The organism is Pseudomonas sp. 102515 (assembly GCF_031085165.1).
Taxonomy (GTDB): domain Bacteria; phylum Pseudomonadota; class Gammaproteobacteria; order Pseudomonadales; family Pseudomonadaceae; genus Chryseomonas.
In genome coordinates, this window is record NZ_JAVHTY010000004.1 from 425,909 (window position 1) to 445,191 (window position 19,283).

The 19,283-nt window shown below is 62.5% G+C and carries 17 protein-coding genes; 7 read left to right on the forward strand and 10 right to left on the reverse strand.

Going from position 1 to position 19,283, the window contains the following annotated elements; genetic code table 11:
* Positions 1 to 31: 31 nt before the first annotated feature.
* The 5 genes from ribF to ispH are packed head-to-tail and all read left to right on the forward strand — an operon-like array spanning position 32 to position 5,729.
* Complete coding sequence (gene ribF, locus RCF34_RS17580; protein WP_308709322.1) at positions 32 to 979, forward strand: bifunctional riboflavin kinase/FAD synthetase; 948 nt, start codon at positions 32 to 34, stop codon at positions 977 to 979.
* A 1-nt stretch (position 980) separates the two neighbouring features.
* The gene (gene ileS / locus RCF34_RS17585; protein WP_308709323.1) at positions 981 to 3,815 is read left to right on the forward strand and encodes an isoleucine--tRNA ligase; all 2,835 of its coding nucleotides are present in this window, start codon (positions 981 to 983) and stop codon (positions 3,813 to 3,815) included.
* Positions 3,808 to 4,311 carry a signal peptidase II gene (gene lspA, locus RCF34_RS17590; RefSeq protein ID WP_133861310.1) on the forward strand — a complete coding sequence of 168 codons (504 nt, stop codon included), beginning with the start codon at positions 3,808 to 3,810 and terminating at the stop codon, positions 4,309 to 4,311. The genes ileS and lspA overlap by 8 nt, the downstream gene beginning before the upstream one ends.
* Positions 4,304 to 4,750 (forward strand): peptidylprolyl isomerase, encoded by a 447-nt coding sequence (locus RCF34_RS17595; RefSeq protein ID WP_187980260.1) that lies wholly within the window; start codon positions 4,304 to 4,306, stop codon positions 4,748 to 4,750. Before lspA ends, RCF34_RS17595 begins: the two co-directional genes overlap by 8 nt.
* A 34-nt stretch (positions 4,751 to 4,784) precedes the next feature.
* Positions 4,785 to 5,729: a 4-hydroxy-3-methylbut-2-enyl diphosphate reductase gene (gene ispH, locus RCF34_RS17600; protein WP_308709324.1), complete on the forward strand. Its 945-nt coding sequence runs from the start codon at positions 4,785 to 4,787 to the stop codon at positions 5,727 to 5,729.
* A 16-nt stretch (positions 5,730 to 5,745) separates the two neighbouring features.
* On the opposite strand, the gene RCF34_RS17605 is transcribed toward ispH, so the two are convergent.
* From RCF34_RS17605 to RCF34_RS17635, 7 genes are all read right to left on the reverse strand, one after another.
* On the reverse strand, positions 5,746 to 6,201 hold the full coding sequence (locus RCF34_RS17605) for a type IV pilin protein (RefSeq protein WP_308709325.1): 456 nt from the start codon (positions 6,199 to 6,201) through the stop codon (positions 5,746 to 5,748).
* Positions 6,198 to 10,094 (reverse strand): PilC/PilY family type IV pilus protein, encoded by a 3,897-nt coding sequence (locus tag RCF34_RS17610; RefSeq protein WP_308709326.1) that lies wholly within the window; start codon positions 10,092 to 10,094, stop codon positions 6,198 to 6,200. The genes RCF34_RS17605 and RCF34_RS17610 overlap by 4 nt, the downstream gene beginning before the upstream one ends.
* Before the next feature lie 16 nt (positions 10,095 to 10,110).
* A complete protein-coding gene (locus RCF34_RS17615) occupies positions 10,111 to 10,581 on the reverse strand; it encodes a PilX N-terminal domain-containing pilus assembly protein (protein WP_308709327.1) in 471 nt (156 codons plus the stop codon).
* Positions 10,578 to 11,585 carry a PilW family protein gene (locus tag RCF34_RS17620; RefSeq protein WP_308709328.1) on the reverse strand — a complete coding sequence of 336 codons (1,008 nt, stop codon included), beginning with the start codon at positions 11,583 to 11,585 and terminating at the stop codon, positions 10,578 to 10,580. Before RCF34_RS17620 ends, RCF34_RS17615 begins: the two co-directional genes overlap by 4 nt.
* Positions 11,582 to 12,073 carry a type IV pilus modification protein PilV gene (gene pilV / locus RCF34_RS17625; protein ID WP_308709329.1) on the reverse strand — a complete coding sequence of 164 codons (492 nt, stop codon included), beginning with the start codon at positions 12,071 to 12,073 and terminating at the stop codon, positions 11,582 to 11,584. The genes RCF34_RS17620 and pilV overlap by 4 nt, the downstream gene beginning before the upstream one ends.
* Positions 12,070 to 12,546, reverse strand: coding sequence for a GspH/FimT family pseudopilin (locus RCF34_RS17630; RefSeq protein WP_308709330.1), 477 nt, complete (start codon positions 12,544 to 12,546; stop codon positions 12,070 to 12,072). The genes pilV and RCF34_RS17630 overlap by 4 nt, the downstream gene beginning before the upstream one ends.
* Before the next feature lie 105 nt (positions 12,547 to 12,651).
* Positions 12,652 to 13,176 (reverse strand): GspH/FimT family pseudopilin, encoded by a 525-nt coding sequence (locus RCF34_RS17635; protein WP_308709331.1) that lies wholly within the window; start codon positions 13,174 to 13,176, stop codon positions 12,652 to 12,654.
* Positions 13,177 to 13,271: 95 nt separating this feature from the next.
* On the opposite strand from RCF34_RS17635, the gene thiO reads away from it, so the two are divergent.
* Positions 13,272 to 14,372: a glycine oxidase ThiO gene (gene thiO, locus RCF34_RS17640; protein ID WP_308709332.1), complete on the forward strand. Its 1,101-nt coding sequence runs from the start codon at positions 13,272 to 13,274 to the stop codon at positions 14,370 to 14,372.
* Here the strand turns inward: thiO and RCF34_RS17645 are convergent, their stop codons facing one another.
* The 3 genes from RCF34_RS17645 to RCF34_RS17655 are packed head-to-tail and all read right to left on the reverse strand — an operon-like array spanning position 14,373 to position 17,522.
* Entirely contained in the window at positions 14,373 to 15,713 is a 1,341-nt protein-coding gene (locus RCF34_RS17645) for a sigma-54 dependent transcriptional regulator (protein ID WP_308709333.1), read from the reverse strand.
* 2 nt (positions 15,714 to 15,715) lie between these two features.
* Positions 15,716 to 17,290, reverse strand: coding sequence for an ATP-binding protein (locus RCF34_RS17650; protein ID WP_308709334.1), 1,575 nt, complete (start codon positions 17,288 to 17,290; stop codon positions 15,716 to 15,718).
* Entirely contained in the window at positions 17,274 to 17,522 is a 249-nt protein-coding gene (locus tag RCF34_RS17655; RefSeq protein WP_308709335.1) for a PP0621 family protein, read from the reverse strand. Before RCF34_RS17655 ends, RCF34_RS17650 begins: the two co-directional genes overlap by 17 nt.
* Positions 17,523 to 17,653: 131 nt before the next feature.
* Here RCF34_RS17655 and RCF34_RS17660 point away from each other — a divergent pair, with 131 nt between their 5' ends.
* The gene (locus RCF34_RS17660) at positions 17,654 to 19,276 is read left to right on the forward strand and encodes an NAD+ synthase (RefSeq protein WP_308709336.1); all 1,623 of its coding nucleotides are present in this window, start codon (positions 17,654 to 17,656) and stop codon (positions 19,274 to 19,276) included.
* Positions 19,277 to 19,283 lie beyond the last annotated feature (7 nt).

Consider the following 19,283-nt stretch of genomic DNA (forward strand, 5'->3'; position numbering starts at 1 on the left):
TAATCGATTAATTTCTGAGCAATACCTACCCATGCAGCTGTTTCGTGGTCTCCATCATCTCGACGCCTTTCCCAAGGGCTGCGTTGCCACCATCGGCAACTTCGACGGGGTTCACCTGGGGCACCAGGCCATCCTCGCGCGGCTGCGTGAGCGGGCGGCGGAGCTCGGGGTGCCCAGTTGCGTGGTGATCTTCGAGCCGCAGCCGCGTGAATTCTTCCTGCCCGATATCGCGCCGGTGCGCCTGACCCGTCTGCGCGAGAAGCTGGAATGCTTCGCGCGCCATGGCGTCGACAACGTGCTCTGCCTGAATTTCAACCGGCGGCTACGCGAGTTGTCCGCCGAGGCCTTCGTCCAGCAGGTGCTGGTGGGCGGCCTGGGGGTGAAGCACCTGGAGATCGGTGACGACTTCCGCTTCGGCTGTGATCGCGCCGGCGACTTCACCTACCTGAATCTGGCTGCCCGCGACCACGGATTCACCTTGGAAGCCGCCACCACTGTCGAGCTGGACGGCCTGCGCGTGAGCAGTACCCTCATCCGCCAGGCCCTGGCCGACGGCGATCTGGCCCTGGCTGCGCGCATGCTGGGCCGCCCCTACAGCCTCTCGGGGCGGGTATTGCACGGCCAGAAGTTGGCGCGTCAGCTGGGTTGGCCGACCGCCAATGTCCAGCTCAAGCGGCGCCGACCGCCGCTGCGCGGCGTCTATCTGGTCAGCAGCCTGATCGATGGGCAGGTGGTGCCGGGCGTGGCCAACATCGGCCAGCGGCCGACGGTGCAGGGCGATGGCCGTCCGCACCTGGAGATCCATCTGCTGGACTTTGCCGGCGACCTCTATGGCCGCCACCTCAGCGTGACCTTCGTGCAGAAGGTCCGCGACGAACAGAAATTCGCCTCTCTGGAGGCCCTCAAGGCGGCGATCGAAGCGGACGTCGCCACGGCCCGCGCCTACTGGCAGGGGCAACCGTCAACGAGCCTGGACTGACATGACCGATTACAAAGCGACGCTCAACCTGCCGGAAACGGCATTCCCGATGAAAGCCGGCCTGCCGCAGCGCGAGCCGGAAGCGCTCAAGCGCTGGCAGGACATCGACCTGTACGGGAAGCTGCGCGCCATCGGCAAGGGCCGTCCGACCTTCATCCTGCATGACGGTCCGCCCTATGCCAACGGCAGCATCCATATCGGTCATGCGCTGAACAAGATCCTCAAGGACATCATTACCCGTTCCAAGACCCTGGCCGGCTTCGATGCCCCCTATGTGCCGGGCTGGGATTGCCATGGTCTGCCCATCGAGCACAAGGTGGAGACCACCTTCGGCAAGAATCAGCCGGCGGACCTGACCCGCGAGCGTTGCCGCGCCTATGCCAGCGAGCAGATCGAAGAGCAGAAGGCCGGCTTCGTCCGCCTGGGCGTGCTGGGTGACTGGAGCAATCCCTACCTGACCATGAACTTCGCCAACGAGGCCGGCGAGATCCGCGCCCTGGGCGAACTGGTCAAGAAGGGCTTCGTCTTCAAGGGCCTCAAGCCGGTCAATTTCTGCTTCGACTGCGGCTCGGCCCTGGCCGAGGCCGAGGTGGAGTACCAGGACAAGAGGTCCGACGCCATCGACGTGGCCTTCCCGGTCGCCGATGCCGACAAGCTGGCCGCTGCCTTCGGCCTCGATGCGCTGGCCAAGCCCACCGCCATCGTCATCTGGACCACCACCCCCTGGACCATCCCGGCCAACCAGGCGCTCAACGTGCATCCCGAGTTCACCTATGCGCTGGTGGACGTCGGTGATCGCCTGCTGCTGCTGGCCGAAGAGCTGGTGGAAAGCTGCCTGGTGCGCTACGGGCTGCAGGGTGAGGTGATCGCCACTGCCCCGGGTACCGCCCTGGAGCTGATCAACTTCCGTCATCCGCTGTACGAGCGGCTGTCGCCCATCTACCTGGCCGAATACGTCGAGCTGGGCGCCGGTACGGGCATCGTGCACTGCTCGCCTGCCTACGGCGAAGACGACTTCCGCATCTGCAAGCAGTACGGCCTGAGCAACGACGACATCCTCAATCCGGTGCAGAGCAACGGTGTCTACGCCGAGTCGCTGCCGCTGTTTGGCGGCCAGTTCATCTGGAAGGCCAACCCGGGCATCGTCGGCGCGCTGGAAGAGGCGGGCGCCCTGCTCAAGCACGAGGTGATCAACCACAGCTACATGCACTGCTGGCGCCACAAGACCCCGCTGATCTATCGCGCCACCGCCCAGTGGTTCGTCGGCATGGACAAGCAGCCCAACGAGGGCGCCACCCTGCGCGAGCGCTCCCTGGCGGCCATCGAACAGACCCAGTTCGTCCCGGCCTGGGGCCAGGCGCGGCTGCACGGCATGATCGCCGGCCGGCCCGACTGGTGCATCTCGCGCCAGCGCAACTGGGGCGTGCCGATTCCTTTCTTCACCCACAAGGAAAGCGGCGAGCTGCACCCGCGTACCGTCGAGCTGATGGAAGAGGTGGCCCAGCGCGTCGAGCGCGAGGGCATCGAAGCCTGGTTCAAGCTCGATCCCGCGGAACTGCTCGGCGAAGAAGCCGGCCAGTACGACAAGAGTCGCGACACCCTCGATGTCTGGTTCGATTCCGGCACCACCCACTGGCACGTGCTGCGTGGCTCCCATGCCGAGCTGGCCCATGACCAGGGTCCGGTGGCCGATCTCTACCTTGAGGGTTCCGACCAGCATCGCGGCTGGTTCCACTCCTCGCTGCTGACCGGTTGCGCCATCGACGGCCATGCCCCCTACAAGGAACTGCTGACCCACGGTTTCACCGTGGACGAGCAGGGCCGCAAGCAGTCCAAGTCGCTGGGCAACGTGGTCGCTCCGCAAAAGGTCATCGACAGCCTGGGCGCCGACATTCTGCGCCTCTGGGTCGCATCGACCGACTACACCGGCGAGATGGCGGTTTCCGACCAGATCCTGCAGCGCAGTGCCGACTCCTATCGCCGCATCCGCAACACCGCGCGCTTCCTGCTCTCCAACCTGTCCGGCTTCGATCCGGCGGTCAACCGGGTCGCGCCCGAGGACATGATCGACCTGGATCGCTGGGCCGTGGATCGCGCCCTGCTGCTGCAACAGGAAATCGAGCAGGCCTACGCCGAGTACCGTTTCCTCAACGTCTACCAGAAGGTGCATAACTTCTGCGTGCAGGAGCTGGGCGGCTTCTACCTAGACATCATCAAGGACCGCCAGTACACCACCGGCGCCGACAGCCTGCCGCGGCGCTCCTGCCAGACCGCGCTGTATCTCATCGCCGAGGCCCTGGTGCGCTGGATCGCGCCCATCCTGTCCTTTACCGCCGACGAGATCTGGCAGTACCTGCCGGGCGAGCGTGAAGAATCGGTGATGCTGACCACCTGGTACGACGGCCTCTTCGACCTGCCTGAGGGTGCGACCCTGGATCGCGCCTACTGGGATCAGGTGATGGCGGTCAAGGCCGCGGTCAACAAGGAGCTCGAGAACCAGCGTGCCGCCAAGACCCTGGGTGGCAGCCTGCAGGCGGAGATCACCCTCTACGCCGACAGCGCCCTGCAGACGGTGCTGGAGGCCCTGGGCAACGAACTCAGATTCGTGCTGATCTCGTCCCAGGCCGCTGTCCAGCCGCTGGAAAAGGCCCCGGAAGGCGCCGTGACCAGCGAACTGAGCGGACTCAAGCTGGTGGTGCGCAAGTCCGAGGCACCCAAGTGCGCCCGTTGCTGGCACCACAGCCACAGTGTCGGCCAGGACGCCGCGCACCCGGAGATCTGCGAGCGCTGCGTGACCAACGTCTACGGTGCCGGCGAGGTGCGCGAGCATGCGTGACGCCCAGCGTTTCGGTGCCTTGCCCTGGTTGGCCCTGAGCGTGCTGGTGATCCTGCTGGATCAGCTGACCAAGCTCTACTTCCAGGCCAACCTGTCGCTCTACCAGCAGGTGCCGGTGATTCCGGACATCCTCAGCTGGACCCTGGCCTACAACCCGGGCGCCGCCTTCAGTTTCTTGGCCGATCACTCCGGTTGGCAGCGCTGGTTCTTCGCCGGCATCGCCGCGGTGGTGAGCGTGGTCCTGGTGGTCTGGCTCAAGCGCCTGCGCAACGACACCTGGACCGCCATCGCCCTGGCCCTGATCCTCGGTGGTGCCCTGGGTAATCTCTATGACCGCCTGGTGCTGGGCCATGTCATCGACTTCATCCTGGTGCACTGGCGCCAGGAGTGGTACTACCCAGCCTTCAACCTGGCCGACAGCGCCATCACCGTCGGTGCCGTGATGCTGGCCCTGGACATGTTCCGCAAGAAGAAGCCCGAGGAAGCCCATGGCTGAGATCACCATCGGCCCGGATACCCGGGTCACCCTGCATTTCGCCATCAAGCTGCAGAATGGCGACGTGGTGGACAGCACCTTCGACAAGGCGCCGGCCACCTTCACCGTGGGCGACGGCAATCTGCTGCCCGGTTTCGAGCAGGCGCTGTTCGGCCTCGAAGCCGGTACCAAGACCAGCCTGACCATTCCGCCGGAGCGCGGCTTCGGCCAGCCCAACGACGGCAACCTGCAGACCATGGCGCGGGACGACTTCAGTGACATGGAGCTGTCCCCCGGTCTGCTGATCATCTTCGGCGACGCCGCCGGCGGCGAGATGCCTGGCGTGGTCAAGAGCTACGACGACGAGCAGGTGATCATCGACTTCAACCACCCGCTGGCCGGCCGTGTGCTGACCTTCGACGTGGACATCCTGGCCATCGAGCCTGCCGTCTCCCATTGATCCAACGCCGCCCGTGAAGCGGGCAGAGGAGCCTATGCAGATCAAGCTCGCCAATCCCCGCGGCTTCTGCGCCGGCGTGGACCGCGCCATCGACATCGTCGACCGGGCGCTGGACGTTTTCGGTCCGCCCATCTATGTGCGTCACGAAGTGGTGCACAACAAGTTCGTGGTCGACAACCTGCGCGCCCGTGGTGCCGTCTTCGTCGAAGACGTGGCCGACGTACCGGACGACGTCATCCTTATCTTCAGCGCCCATGGCGTCTCCCAGGCCGTGCGCCGCGAGGCCGCCGAGCGTGGCCTCAAGGTCTTCGACGCCACCTGTCCGTTGGTGACCAAGGTGCACATGGAAGTCGCACGCTACAGCCGCGACGGCCAGGAGTGCATCCTCATCGGTCACGCCGGGCATCCGGAAGTGGAAGGCACCATGGGCCAGTACGACGATCGTGCCGGCGGTGCCATCTACCTGGTGGAAGACGAGGAAGACGTGGCAAGGCTCGAGGTGCGCAACCCCGAAGCCCTGTTCTACGTCTCCCAGACCACCCTGTCGATGGATGACACCCGCATTGTGATCGACGCCCTGCGCGCCAAGTTTCCCCACATCAACGGCCCGCGCAAGAACGACATCTGCTATGCCACCACCAACCGCCAGGACGCCGTGAAGACCCTGGCGCTGGAAAGCGACGTAGTACTGGTGGTGGGCAGCCCCAACAGCTCCAACTCCAACCGCCTGCGCGAACTCTCCGAGCGCCTGGGCACCCCGGCCTATCTCATCGACGGCGCCGAAGACCTGCAGCAGAGCTGGTTCGAAGGCGTGCAGCGCATCGGCGTCACCGCCGGCGCCTCGGCCCCCGAGGTCCTGGTGCGCGGCGTCATCGACCAGCTGCAGAGCTGGGGCGCCACGGATGAGGTCGAGCTGGAAGGCGAGCCGGAACACATCACCTTCACCCTGCCGCGGGAGCTCAGGGTGAAGGCGGTATAGGACGTCGCTGGCGCCCTTAGCGGCGCCAGCAGTCGGCGGTGGTGGCGCCGGTGGCTTGTCCCTTCAGGCCGGTATTGGTCAGTGTCAGGCTTCCACACCGGTCACCGGCCATGGGTCCACCTGCACGCGGGGCCGCCTGAAGCGTATAGCTAGTTGCCGTCACCGCACTCAGGCTCAAGTCGTAGATGGCCCGCCCGCCATCCTTGGGAGCGGTAGCGAACGGCAGGGTGGGTGCCGTACCGGCCGTATCCGTAGTGTAGCGTCCCAGGCGGGTATAGTTACGCTCCATGAACTGCGCCAGCTCCATGAGCGAGGCTTGGGCATCAGCTCTGTTGGCCCTGCGTATGTGCTCCTGATACGACGGATAGGCGATAGCGGCCAGGATGCCAACTATAGCCACAACGATCATCAACTCGATGAGCGTGAAGCCTCTTTGGCGGTTTGAGTGTCGATTTTGCGTGATTGATTTCATCTTATCTCGCGCCAAGTCATGCGTTTCGAACTGCTATTCGGATCGTTGATATCTTGGCAGATCGTGTTGCCGTTAGAGTCCGAATGGCACAATTTCCCTGTTGCTGTAGAGTCGTTTGTGTCGCCGTTACCGCGAACGAAGCTGGGTGTCTTGATGATGCCGCTTTGATCGTCTGAGATTCCAGAGAAAGGGACTTTGGTGCCGTTTGCCAAGCTGTAATAGTCACTCTGATCAAAGGTTCCGTCACCGTTGTAATCGAAGAAACTGAAGTTGAGAGTGCCTCCGTTCAGCACATTCAACGTCATGATCCAGCTTGTACCTCCGCCGCCGCAGGGATCGCTGTTGGGTGTCATGGTAGTGAAGACCAAGACGCCGTTTCTCAGTGTCGGCCTGGCGATGACCCTTTCGCTTGTTAGCGCTCCAGACCCACCATTGCTGCTCTTCCACACCAGATCCATGAACCAGCCTGATTTATCTGCGCCGATCTCAGCGCTGGTGACCGCACGGGCACGGCGGTTACCAATGGTTTGTTGAGCGATGATGGCCTGTTCGACGAGATTGCTACGGCTGATCTGCTGTCCCCTGTCGATCAGGCCATAGAAGGTTTCCAGGCGCGGATTGGCGGGTACTTCATTGTCCCCAATCTGGTAGTAGCTTCCGGTACCAAAAAGAATGATCGGATTGCCGTCGCTGTTGAGGGCGGCTTCGAGAGGCGCAGTGATAGGTTGAGTGGGATTGCTGGCGCCATTGGCTGTTCTTGCGGTGAACAAGGGCAGAATGTTTGCCCCGCTCTTCAAGGCTGCAGGAGCGTCCCAGCTGGCCGGGTCGACTCCTTTCAGGTCAAAGCGCCAGATATTGCCGGCAGTATCGCCAGCATAAAGGCGATCCACGATGCGATCGTTATTGGTATCGATGGCAAGGGGCTCCCCTAAGCCGCCGGTCGTAGAGACGGTAAAGGTCTTGAGGACACTGCCAGTGCCGGCGTCCAGGATCCAGATCTTGCCCTGACTGACACTGCTGTCGCTGAAGCCACTGGTCACGATTACACCGAATTTGCCATTCTCCAGTGCGACCAAGGCAGGCTTCTGAATGGGATACCGCATGTCGGGCGAAGAAAACTCCCAGAGTACGTTGCTAGGGGCCATGTTGCTGGGGTCGCTCGCGTCCAGCGCGAATACGGTGTTTCCTCCGGCACCCGCCGTTCCCACGATGAGGGACTTCCAGCCATTGTTGATCCAGGCATCTCCTCCCGTTGGCGAACCGTCTACATAGTAGCGATGGCTATAGCTGGGATCGGTCAGGCGGTAAAGTTCACCCATCAGGGTACGAGGCACATAGGCGAACAGTTCATTGCCGCCATCGGCCAGGCTGGCGTCGAAACCATGAAGCATGCCGTCATTGGCGCCTACTACGACCAGCGCCTTGCGTGCCTGATAGGCTGTGCTTTGACGGTAGGTCAGATAGCTTTCACCAGCACTTCCCCATACGGATCCGGCTAGACGGTTATAGCCGTAATCCGGTTTACCTATATATAAAGGGTCTGAGTTGACAATGTCTCCCAAGCGGCTCTTGCGTTTGCGCATGGGATTACTACCAACGGTCTCCTGGCTTCGATCGCCGCGCAGATAGTCGAGACGTCGCGACCCTTCTGTAGTGCTGACGTTAGTGCCTGTCGTCGCGGTTCTTTGCAGCGCGACCTTGCTCTCAGCATCCAAGCTGTTCCAGAGAAAATTGACACCCTGGCCTGCTGCCACAGAATAGGTGTTGTTGCTCTGGGCGGTTAGGGTATTACTCGTAAAAATCTTTCGGCTGCTTGGCTCTGAGGTGTTGAGCTTGTTTGCCGCGCTCCAAGTGGAGGAGCTGGCAACTCCCGAAGCATTAAGCGCTTTGGCCAATAGATCGCCACTCCAGAATTTGGCTTCGAACTGAGTTTGAAAGGTGCCGCTCCCGGTATCGAGTTGCTGGCCATTGGTGCTGATCGAGGTGGTCGAAGTAGTTACCTCCTGGACGATCTTGGCGAAGGCTGCTCGAAGGCCCTTGATCATATTGGGGGCATCACTAGCAACGTAGAAATTGTCGGGGCGCTTGTAGTTGGAAGAGAGATACTCACCGCTAGTCCACCACAGGTCGTCGGTAATGCTAGCAGCGGTGGCTGCGCTGCTAGCAAAGCCTTGGGGAACCGTGAAGCCGCCATATTTAGCAGCGAGCCAGTATTGGTTGGATGATCTACCAGCCAAGCTTTGGTTCTCGCGGACATCCATCCAATAGGTGGAAATGGTCTGGCTACCAGCTTTATCGCTGCGTTGGTCACGAGTATGAGCATCATAGGCAAGGCCGGCGATGTAGGCAGAATTGCCACGACCTGTGAAGGGTGTGCTTATGGTGATGTTTTCGAGACTGGCGACCTTCTGTGTCAAAGCCTCAACATCTATCGAGGTATCACGGGTCACTTCCGCTGGCTTGGCCGGCTCTCCGCCCGAGGAAGTGATACCTCCTGGGAGATTCTTGTCATTCCAGGTATTCGTATCGCCGATACCGAGAATGACGTTCTTCTGGCAGGAATAGGTAATGGGATCTTGCCAATCGGTCACTACGGGAAAGCCGTCGGCTTGGGCGTATTTGTCGGTGTCCGTAGATCCGGACAAGTTACTGTAGGCAGATACGTTTCCTTGGTTCTTGAAGTAACGTAGCGCTGTATAATAGAGCTCGCTGACCGGGTCGTTGCTTTTTAGGCTCAGATAGGTGTTCGGCGCATAAGGCATTGAACCGAATTTGTTCAAATAGTTGATGACACCGCTGTCTGCCACTCCATAGCCTGTCGCCGATGCTTCACTGGCAGAAGGATTGCGCACCAGAATGCCTGTCTGAGGGTCCCATTCGGCTCGTGCGGAGTTACTGCTGAGGTCTGGCTTTAGGGGGCCAATGAAGCTCTGGTTGGCCCGCAGAACACCGCCGTCACGGTTGGCGCTGGAGTCGTTTAGATAACTAAATACGGAGTAGCGCAACTTGTCTGAATACTGCTGCAGAAGGCCTTCTGGCTTGTAATTGCTTGCCGAATACCTTTTGCAATTGCTTTCGAGGCCAATGCTGGGATCGCATACCTTAACTTGGACTCGCGCCCGATAAACACTGTATCGAGTAGCATTCGAAGCATTGCTGGTCGTGTAGTCCGCTTTTAGAAGATCTCCGTTCCACTGATTGTTGTTGTTGGGGTCTAGGTTGACCCAGACGCTCGACATATTGTTGCCCGCGCCATAGTCTGCAGAACCGCCGCCACCGATTCGATCGTTCCAGTTGGAGAACAGCATGTCGAACCCCTGGCCTTCCAGACGAACATAGAAGCCAGCCCAGTTGGCCGCGAAGGGAGTAGCACCGGCAATCTCGGACGCTGGAAGCAGTCCCTGACCGCTATTCAACCGATTGCCAGCGGAGTTTTGTCCGCTGTGCCGTGCTTTTTGCAGCACGGTAAGGCCGACATCGTCCCGGACTCTGGCACCGCCGGTCAGAGCGCTGCGGAAAGGGTCGATGGTTGGAGTAGCGGCCCAGTTGAGAAAATTGCCGCTCCATTGCCTGGCACCGCTGCAGCGACGGCTATTGGCGGCACTAACAGGGTTGAACCAACTATTGTCCAGTGAGCCGCCAAAGGCGTAGGTATAGCATTTGTCCGAATCGAAGTATCCACTATAGACATTCCCGGAACTGTAGCTGCCAAGGTTGGCGACAGAGAGGACCGTTGGCCATTCTACCGAGGGCACCAGCGCCAGGCTGCCCGGAATGTCCCCTCCTACAGCCAGCGGGGCCTGGGATACCGTGGCGTTACCGGACGTACTCAGCAGAAGCAGCACCATCGCCGAAGGCAGAGTCCACGTCAGAAATCGCAACTGATGAGGCATGACGCTCTCCAAGTATCTATCGCCTGACAAAGATGGTGTTGATGGTGACATTCGCAGTGGACGCCGACCCGGCTCCGGCAGTGGTAGCTGCTCCAGCACCTTGGGTTTCGATGCGCAGTACACTGACATCCAGCGGAATCACCTGAAGGCCGTCGCCGGATCTCAGCGGGTTCACCCCTGGTGTTGGATTGATCCTGAAGCGGGCCTGATTCGGCAGGTCTGTCAAAGCATCCGCATTTGTCCAGTTGGCAGTTTGGGCAGTGTTTTGCCAATCGGTGACGCTGCGGGTGAGGGCGAAGGCTTCGGCCTGTCGCTGCGCCATCTCCGACGCCTGAAATGCCTGGCTTTGGTCGCGGGCGTTACCCGCCATGCGTTCCTGCAGCGTAGTGCCCCTCATGCTGGCGAGGGCGATCAAGGTCATGAGTAGCAGCATTACCAACGTCACGATCAATACCGCGCCTTGTTGGCGATCGACCGAGTTTCTCATGGCAGGTGGTTCCGAATGCTGACAGTTAGGTTGAACACCTGCCCCAGGCGGCCATTGGCAAGGGTGACGGTACTACCACGGAAGGTAAGTTGCTGATCGGGCGATACGGCCTGGGTATCTCTACTAACGGCGATCAAGTTGATCTGAGCGGAAATCACTGCCTGCCAATCGATAATCAGCTGGGCATCTCTGTATTCACCCGTTATCTGACCGTTGCTGTCACCTACCGCATATTGGATCTGCAGGTCCTGAATGCCACTCACCAACTCCTCATCGACAATCAAAGGCTGGGCGTTGGCTGTGGCCAGATAGCGGACTCGGCGTAGAGCAGGAAGGCCGGCTGCAACGGAACTCTGACCTATGTAATAGAGCGAACTTTGGAAATTCGAGATTACTGCCGTTTGCGCATAAGCGCGGTTGATTACCTGCTGCGTTGTAAGCGTGGCTGCGTTGGCTGCGCTTTGATTAATGAAAAGCTGGCAACCGGCTGTGTCGGAAATGATCAGCAGGCTACCGGGTGTCTGGCCGGTTGCTCCTGTGGTTGCAAGCCTATCGCTGTTCGCACCTATCGAATTGGACAGTGTTATCCCGGTCGCGCCAGCGGCATGCTTGAGCAGAATAACGTCTGTTCCGGCTCGCCGGTTCGTGGTGTAGATGTCGTTCAGCCAGCTGGGGATCGAGTTTTCTCCAGTGTCATTCCAGCCTTCGATGCCGGTGCCAAGGACATAGCGCTCATCTTTAGTCAAAGTTGAAGGGGTTGGATCATAGAGCGGAAACAGACAGTCTCCGCGATAGCCGGCGTTTTTCAGATCATAGGCCAGAAAGTCCAGGGCGAAGCGTCCCGACTCCTGTACCTGAGAGAGTGCGGAATTGGTCTGATAGGTCTGCCGGGAAGACAGAAAGACCTGCATGACGCCGCCCATGAGCAATAGCCCCAGAAGCAAGGCGATCATGAGTTCGATGATGGATAGGCCCTTCTGGCGGCGAGTCGCCCGATGTTTCATAGGCGAGTCCTGTAGGAGAAGGTTTCGAAGCCCGAATTCTCGGCGGTAGAGGTACAGCTATCGTTCTGTGGCGGCACGTATTGGGTGGACTTGATTCGGGCTCGGCTGTCGTTCCAGCAGATGGTCAGGGTCACGATATTTCCGCTGGTCACTATGGTGCCTGTGCCCTGGGGCAGCGTGGCTGCCAGGTTGTTGAGCCATTGGCCTGTATCGCGCTGGGCCGGGGTGCCAGTAATAGCGTTACTGGTCGACGGAGCGGGGAAGGTGGTCAGGGCGTAGCTACCGGCCAGGGCAGCGGTACGGTTCGCACGCATACGATCAGCCATGTCGTTGGCCAAGATGGTCGCCTGTGAGCGGTAATAGGCACCTTGGTTGCTTTGGACGCTTACCGATTGCAGCCCCGCGAGCCCCAGCAGGCCAATGGCGAGAATGACCATGGCAACCAACACCTCGATCAAGGTTGCGCCCCTTTGCTGCTTTGCATTCATGGTGACTGGCAGCCGTTCTGATTGACGAAGGCATTTCCGGTAAGGCTTACCGAAACCGTACGGCGGCAGCTCGGTGTTTCGATGCTGAACGATTGGACGGCAGCCAGGGTGGTGAGACCGGTGCTGCGATAGGTGACGCCATTGACGAGACCAGTCAAGGTAATGCCAGTGGTGGGCTCCCAGATCCGAATGACGTTGGCGCCCTGAATCATCAGCCAACCCGCAGTCCAGTCGGTACCGTTTTCGCAGGCATCACCCGCGATATTGCGCCGACATAAAGTGACGTCAGCGCGACGTTTAAGGGCCTCGGAGCGTGCTGTCTGCATGGCGCCAAGCAATTCATTGCTCATGACTGCAGCCCTGTTGCTCTGTAGCGTTCGGGTAAACGACGGCGCGGCAATGCTGATCACGATCGCCAAAATGGCGATCGCTACCAGGGTTTCGATCAGGGTAAAGCCGTACTGGGTACGCATCGTCATTTTCGCCAGGCTGGAAGGCCAAGCATGGGGTATCACAGGCGGCTGGAACAGCGTACGGCGGATATCCGGTCGAAACGGGAAGGTGTCTGGTCAGGGCGTTCAGGCGCAGCGATCGCTGGTGCGAAGATTCGCCACTTCGATCCGCCCAGCCTTGTTCAGGACCAGTCGTGCGCGCGGCTCGGCGCCTTGGCAGAGGATGAAACTGCCGTTCAGGGCATTGGTCACGCCACTGTTTAAAAACGTCAGATGAGGTAGCGTACGGAAATTGTTCCACCGCCAGTGCAGGCCCTCGGGGAGCTGACTGATCAGCAGGGTGGACTCCTCGGCTGACTGAAGGCCGTCGCGATCCCAGTCGCGGAAGACGCGCGTGGTGGCCGACCAGAGGTTCGAGCTGTCGCATTCGCCTGCCGGTGCATGGCAGATGGACACACTGCCATAGCCGTTGATGGCAGCCGCACGGGCGAAGTTGACCGTCTCCCTAAGTTGTTGAATGGCTAGCTGCTGGCGATTGCGTTGCAGCATTCCATCGAAGGCGGGAATGGCCAGAGAGGCGATGATGCTCAGCACGCTGAGGTAGATCAGGGATTCGAAGAGGCTTACGCCTCGCGAGGTGCGATAGGTCATGTTGACGTCCTTGTGGGTAGGCGGCCTTCCTGGCCGTGATAGCCGTTTTGCGCCAAGACGGCGGAACAGTCAATTCCAGGATGTAGAGGTGTGACGTGATATTTGACGTAGCTGTGGTCGGGGCGGGTGCCATAGGGCTGATGTCGGCCTATTGCCTGTCCTTGAGCGGTCGGCGGGTGGTGGTGGTCGAGCGGGGTGAGCCGGGGCGGGAGGCGTCCTGGGCTGGCGGCGGGATCGTTTCGCCGCTGTATCCGTGGCGCTATCAGCCCGCGGTGACGGCGTTGTCGCACTGGTCGCAGGATTTCTATCCGGTGCTGGGGCAACGGTTGCGGCAGGAGACGGGGGTGGACCCCGAGGTCGAGGTGACCGGGCTGTATTGGCTCGATCTGGAGGACGAAGCCGAGGCGCTGGACTGGGCGCGGCGCAATGTGCGGCCGCTGGCGTCGGTGTCGGTCGAGGAGGTGCGGCAGCGGGTGCCGGTGCTGGGGGCGGGCTATGAACGGGCGGTCTTCATGGCGGGGGTGGCCAATGTGCGCAATCCCCGGCTGGTGCGCGCCCTGCACGAAGCCCTGCTGCGCATGCCGAATGTGACGCTGATGAGCGAGTCGCCGGTGATTGGTTTCCTGCGCCAGGGTGAGCGCGTGGTGGGCCTGCAGACCGCGCGCGAGGCCGTCCATGCCGAGTCCGTGGTGGTGTGTGCGGGCGCCTGGAGCGGTGAGTTGCTGCAGAGCCTGGGGCTGGCGGTGCCGGTGCGGCCGGTGAAAGGACAGATGCTGCTGTATCGCCAGCCGGTGGGCTTTCTGACCAGCATGGTGCTGGCCAAGGGACGCTACGCCATTCCGCGGCGCGATGGTCATCTCCTGATTGGCAGCACCCTGGAGCACGCCGAATTCGACAAGACCCCGACGGCCGAGGCGCTGGCCAGCCTGCAGGCCTCGGCCGCCGAATTGCTGCCGGCGCTGGCAGGTCTTGAGCCGGAAGCACACTGGGCAGGGCTGCGGCCGGGCTCGCCGGACGGCGTGCCCTTCATTGGGCCGGTACCGGAGCTGCCCGGGCTATGGCTCAACTGCGGGCACTATCGCAACGGCCTGGTGCTGGCACCAGCCTCCTGCCAGTTGCTGACCGATTTGCTCACCGAGCGCACGCCAATCATCGATCCGGCGCCCTATGCGCCAGGTATGCGGTTGGCGGGCTGATCAGTCGATGCCGAGCTTCTTCAGTCGGTAGCGCATCGACCGGAAGGAGAGACCCAGGCGCTCCGCAGCGGCGGTGCGATTCCAGCGGGTCTCTTCGAGCGCCTGCATGATCAGCTGGCGCTCGATGGATTCCAGGTGGTCTTCGAGATTGGCGATGTTGGCCAGGCTGGCTTCGCCGGCGGCGGTGGCCGCTGGCGCATCGGCCAGACGCAGATCGGTCGGGCGGATGACGTCGCCTTCGCAGAGGGTGTAGGCCCGCTCCAGCATGTTTTCCAGTTCCCGCACGTTGCCGGGGAAACGGTAGCTCTTGAGCTTGGCCAGGGCATCCTCGCCCAGCGTGGCCGGGGCCAGGCCGGAATCCCGCGCCAGACGTTCGAGCATGTAGCTGGCGAGGACGCCGATGTCTTCGCGGCGCTCGCGCAGGGCCGGTACCTGCAATTCGATGACGTTGAGGCGGTAGTAGAGGTCCTGGCGGAAGGTGCCGGCGGCGACCTCGGCGGCGAGATCCCGGTGGGTGGCGCTGAGGATGCGCACGTCCAGGCTGATCTCCTGCTGGCTGCCTACCGGGCGCACGGCCTTTTCCTGGATGGCCCGCAGGAGCTTGACCTGCATCGGCAGCGGCAGGTCGGCCACCTCGTCGAGAAACAGGGTGCCGCCCTGGGCGGCCTGGAACAGGCCCTGCTTGTCTTCAATGGCGCCGGTGAAGCTGCCCTTGCGGTGGCCGAAGAATTCGCTTTCCACCAGTTCCGAGGGGATGGCGCCGCAGTTGACCGGGACGAAGGGTCGACCCGCGCGCGGACCCTGCTCATGGATCAGCCGCGCTACCCGCTCCTTGCCGCTGCCCGATTCCCCGCTGATGTAGACCGGCGCCTGGCTGCGCGCCAGCTTGGCGATCTGGCCACGCAGGGCGCGCATGGGCGGCGATTCGCCGAGCAGTTGGGTTTCGCTGGCACCAGTCGCTGCCGGGGCAGGCCCGGACAACCGCAGGGCGGTGCCTACCAGCTCGCGCAGGCGCGGCAGGTCCACCGGTTTGGTGAGGTAGTCGAAAGCACCGGCCTTGAGGGCCTGGACCGCCGTCTCCAGACTGCCGAAGGCGGTGATCATGGCCACCGGCAGTTGCGGAAAGCGCTGCTGGATGAACTGGATCAGATCCAGCCCCGAGCCGTCGGGCAGACGCATGTCGGTCAGGCAGAGGTCGAAGCTTTCTCGTTCGAGGATGGCCCGGGCGTCGGCGATGTTCTTGGCGCTGGCGGTGTCGAGCTTCATCCGCCCCAGGGTGATCTCCAGGAGTTCACGGATATCGGGTTCATCGTCGACGATCAGGACTTTCTGTCGGGCCATGCTCAGCTCATTGTGCGGGGATGGGCGAAGGTGATGCGAAAACAGCTGCCGTTCGCCAAGGGATGATAGCCAAGTCTGGCCTGGTTGCTCTCGCAAAGCTCACGGGAGATGTACAGGCCCAGCCCGGTGCCCTTGTTCTCGGTGGTGAAGAAGGGCTCGAACAGGTGGTCGAGTTGCTCGGCGGCGACGCCCGGTCCGTCGTCGACCACCTCGAGGATGGGCAGGTCGCTTTCCGGGTCGCGGTAGGTACTGAGCCAGACCTGGCCAATGCCGTGCTTCTGGCAGCTGTAGCGCAGGCCGTTCTGCACCAGGTTGGTCAGGATCTGGCCCAGTTGGTGAGGATCCATGTGCGTCTGCAGGGTGCCCGGCTCGGTCTTGACGTGCAGCGTCTGACCGGCGGGTAGGGTAGGGCGCAACTCCCCGGCGAAGCGGTGCGCCCAGTAGCGCAGGTCGATCAGCTGAGGAGCGGCCTGCTGGCGGCGAGACAGCTGCAGGACGTTCTCCACCACCCGATTCATCCGCCGCGACTGGTCCTGGATGATCTGCGCCAGGCGCCGATCCGGCGGGGTCAGTTCTTCGGACTCCTGCAGCAGTTGCGCGGCATGACTGATGGCCCCCAGTGGATTGCGGATCTCGTGGGCGATGCCGGCGGTGAGGCGACCGAGGGAGGCGAGCTTGAGTTGCTGGGCCTGCTGGGCGATGCGCGAGACATCTTCGAGAAAGGTCAGTACCTGCTCGCCTTCGCCCTGCTGAAGGCGGGCGAAGCTGGGTTGCAGCAGCGGACCGTTGGCAAAGGCGCGCCAGGGCGCGGGACGGATACTGGGATTGCGCTCCCATTCCTCCAGGCGCTGGGCGAGACCCAGGGCCAGGGGCGCGATGGTGTCCTCGTCGTCCACGCCGAGCAGGTGCCGTGCTGCCGGATTCACCAGCAGCACCTGGTACTCGGCATCGAACACCAGGATGCCGGTACGCATGCGTTCGAGGATCAGGGCGTTGAGGGCTTCCAGTTCGGCCACGGCGGTGGCGCGGGTTTCGGCCAGGGCCTGGCTGTCCAGCAGGCGCCGGACCAGGCCCTGCACCAGCAGCGCCGTGGCGAAACAGAGGGTGCCCAGGCCCGCCGCCTGCACATAGCCACTGCCACTGTCGCCGCGGCGCAGGTCGAGATAGCCGGTCGCCAGCAGCAGGGCGATGGCGGCCAGGGCGGCGATCAGCAGGCCGCGGCGGCCCCGGATCAGGACGTTGGACACCCCGACGGTCACCACCAGCAGACTGCCCATGCCGCTGGCGATGCCGCCGGCCAGGAAGAACAGGCCGCCCAAGGCGAGGATGTCGATCAGCGCCAGGGTGAAGGCGCGACCGCGCAACAGCCGTTGGCCGACTGCCAGTACGGCATTGACGGCGAGGTAGGCCCAGCTGGCCTGGCGGAACAGCTGGCCGTCGACGGTGCGCAGCCAGTGCTGGTCCAGGTCGCTGGAAATCAGCACCACCAGCGCCAGGCCGATGACGATGCGATAGAGGTGATAGAGCCGCAGGACTGCGTCGGCTCTCAGGGTGCCTGGATCAGTCGCGGCGCTCATGCTGCAACCGGCGGTGTTCGGCGCTGCAATACCAGCGCTGGCCTTCGCCATCGGCCAGGGCTCTTTCCTGGGGCACATGCACGCCGCAATGGGCGCAGCGCACCATGGCATTGGGCGGCAACGGCGGTGCCTTGGCAGTAGGCGTCTGCGTCTTGCCGTGCCACCAGCGTCTGACCATCCAGAACAGCGCGCCCAGGAGGACGAGCCACAACAGCAGGCGAAGCAGACCCATGGCGATCTCGCAGTGTGAAGGAGGGTGGAGTCTAGCAGGGCCGCTGCAGGCGGTAAGCCCCACCTGGCATCGATTGTCCCGCTTCGCTGCTTGCGGGAAAATGCGCCGATCAATCGGGCAAGGAAGAGTGCATGAGTCAGCTGCTGAACGTCGTGATGGCGCAATTGAACCTCAAGGTCGGCGACATCCATGGCAATGTTGAACGGATCATCGTCGCGGCCCGAGAGGCCCGGGATGACTTGCACGGCGATCTCATCGTCTTCCCGGAGTTATCGCTGTGCGGCTATCCCCCGGAGGACCTGCTGCTGCGCTCGAGCATGCAGCGCCGGATCGAGCAGGGACTGCAGCGGATCCGCCAGGAGATCGCCGGTATCCATGTGCTGGTGGGCTTTCCCTGGCTGGAGGAGGGGCGGCGCTACAACGCCTGCGCGGTCTATCGCGATGGCGCCGAGCTGGCCTTCTATCGCAAGCAGCAACTGCCCAACTATCGGGTGTTCGACGAGAAGCGCTATTTCGAGCCGGGCGACAGCGCCGCGGTGTTCGACTACCAGGGCGTGCCCATCGGCATCACCATCTGCGAGGACATCTGGTTCGCCGAGCCCATGGCCAGGGCACGAGCGACCGGGGCGCGGCTGATGCTCAACCTCAATGCCTCTCCCTTCCATGGCGACAAGCAGCCGGAGCGCGAGGCCGTGGTGGGCGAGCGTGCCCGCGAGGGCGGCATGCCGGTGGTCTACGTCAACCAGGTGGGCGGCCAGGACGAGCTGGTGTTCGACGGTCACTCCTTCGTGGTCGATGCCCAGGGGCAGGTCAGTCAGCGCGCGCCGGCCTTCGTCGAGGGACTCTATCCGGTCACCTTCGATGCGGATCTCCAACCGCAGCCGGCCGTACTTGCCCCCGTCGCCTCGCTGGAGGCCAGCGTCTATGACGCCCTCGTGCTCGGGGTGCGCGACTACGTGCGCAAGAACGGCTTCAAGGGCGTGGTGCTGGGCCTGTCCGGTGGAATCGATTCGGCCCTGGTGCTGGCGGTCGCCGTGGATGCGCTGAGCGCGGAGCAGGTGGAGGCGGTGATGATGCCCTACCACTACACCGCGCAGATCAGCCTGGAAGACGCCGAGGCCGAAGCCCGGACGCTGGGCGTGCGCTACAGCATCTTGCCCATCGCGCCCATGGTCGAGGCCTTCCAGGAGACCCTGGCCGGCGAATTCGCAGGGCTTGGGCGGGATACCACCGAGGAGAATCTGCAGGCCCGCTGCCGCGGGACCCTGTTGATGGCCCTTTCCAACAAGAAGGGCTATCTGGTGCTCACCACCGGCAACAAGAGCGAAATGGCCGTAGGGTACGCCACCCTCTATGGCGACATGGCCGGTGGCTTCGACGTGCTCAAGGATGTGCCTAAGACCCTGGTGTTCCGCCTCTGCGAGTACCGCAATCGCGCGGGCGAGGTGATTCCGCAGCGGGTGATCGACCGCCCGCCATCGGCCGAGCTGTCGCCGGACCAGAAGGATGAGGACTCGCTGCCGCCCTATCCGGTGCTCGACGAAATCCTGCGCCTGTATGTCGAGCAGGATCTCTCGGCGGTGGACATCGTCGCCGCCGGCTTCGACGAAGAAACGGTGCGCAGGGTGCTGCGCCTGGTGGATCTCAACGAATACAAGCGGCGCCAGGCGGCGGTGGGCGCCCGGGTCACCCAGCGCGGTTTCGGACGGGACCGGCGCTACCCGATCACCTCGGGGTGGCGCATCGGCGACTAGGTCACCG

What these genes read in the sequence shown, in the direction of transcription:
- ribF (WP_308709322.1), top strand. Translation starts at nt 32, where the DNA reads ATGCAGCTGTTTCGTGGTCTCCATCATCTCGACGCCTTTCCCAAGGGC.
- ileS (WP_308709323.1), top strand. Translation starts at nt 981, where the DNA reads ATGACCGATTACAAAGCGACGCTCAACCTGCCGGAAACGGCATTCCCG.
- lspA (WP_133861310.1), top strand. Translation starts at nt 3,808, where the DNA reads ATGCGTGACGCCCAGCGTTTCGGTGCCTTGCCCTGGTTGGCCCTGAGC.
- RCF34_RS17595 (WP_187980260.1), top strand. Translation starts at nt 4,304, where the DNA reads ATGGCTGAGATCACCATCGGCCCGGATACCCGGGTCACCCTGCATTTC.
- ispH (WP_308709324.1), top strand. Translation starts at nt 4,785, where the DNA reads ATGCAGATCAAGCTCGCCAATCCCCGCGGCTTCTGCGCCGGCGTGGAC.
- RCF34_RS17605 (WP_308709325.1), bottom strand. Translation starts at nt 6,201, where the DNA reads ATGAAATCAATCACGCAAAATCGACACTCAAACCGCCAAAGAGGCTTC.
- RCF34_RS17610 (WP_308709326.1), bottom strand. Translation starts at nt 10,094, where the DNA reads ATGCCTCATCAGTTGCGATTTCTGACGTGGACTCTGCCTTCGGCGATG.
- RCF34_RS17615 (WP_308709327.1), bottom strand. Translation starts at nt 10,581, where the DNA reads ATGAGAAACTCGGTCGATCGCCAACAAGGCGCGGTATTGATCGTGACG.
- RCF34_RS17620 (WP_308709328.1), bottom strand. Translation starts at nt 11,585, where the DNA reads ATGAAACATCGGGCGACTCGCCGCCAGAAGGGCCTATCCATCATCGAA.
- pilV (WP_308709329.1), bottom strand. Translation starts at nt 12,073, where the DNA reads ATGAATGCAAAGCAGCAAAGGGGCGCAACCTTGATCGAGGTGTTGGTT.
- RCF34_RS17630 (WP_308709330.1), bottom strand. Translation starts at nt 12,546, where the DNA reads ATGCGTACCCAGTACGGCTTTACCCTGATCGAAACCCTGGTAGCGATC.
- RCF34_RS17635 (WP_308709331.1), bottom strand. Translation starts at nt 13,176, where the DNA reads ATGACCTATCGCACCTCGCGAGGCGTAAGCCTCTTCGAATCCCTGATC.
- RCF34_RS17645 (WP_308709333.1), bottom strand. Translation starts at nt 15,713, where the DNA reads ATGGCCCGACAGAAAGTCCTGATCGTCGACGATGAACCCGATATCCGT.
- RCF34_RS17650 (WP_308709334.1), bottom strand. Translation starts at nt 17,290, where the DNA reads ATGAGCGCCGCGACTGATCCAGGCACCCTGAGAGCCGACGCAGTCCTG.
- RCF34_RS17655 (WP_308709335.1), bottom strand. Translation starts at nt 17,522, where the DNA reads ATGGGTCTGCTTCGCCTGCTGTTGTGGCTCGTCCTCCTGGGCGCGCTG.
- RCF34_RS17660 (WP_308709336.1), top strand. Translation starts at nt 17,654, where the DNA reads ATGAGTCAGCTGCTGAACGTCGTGATGGCGCAATTGAACCTCAAGGTC.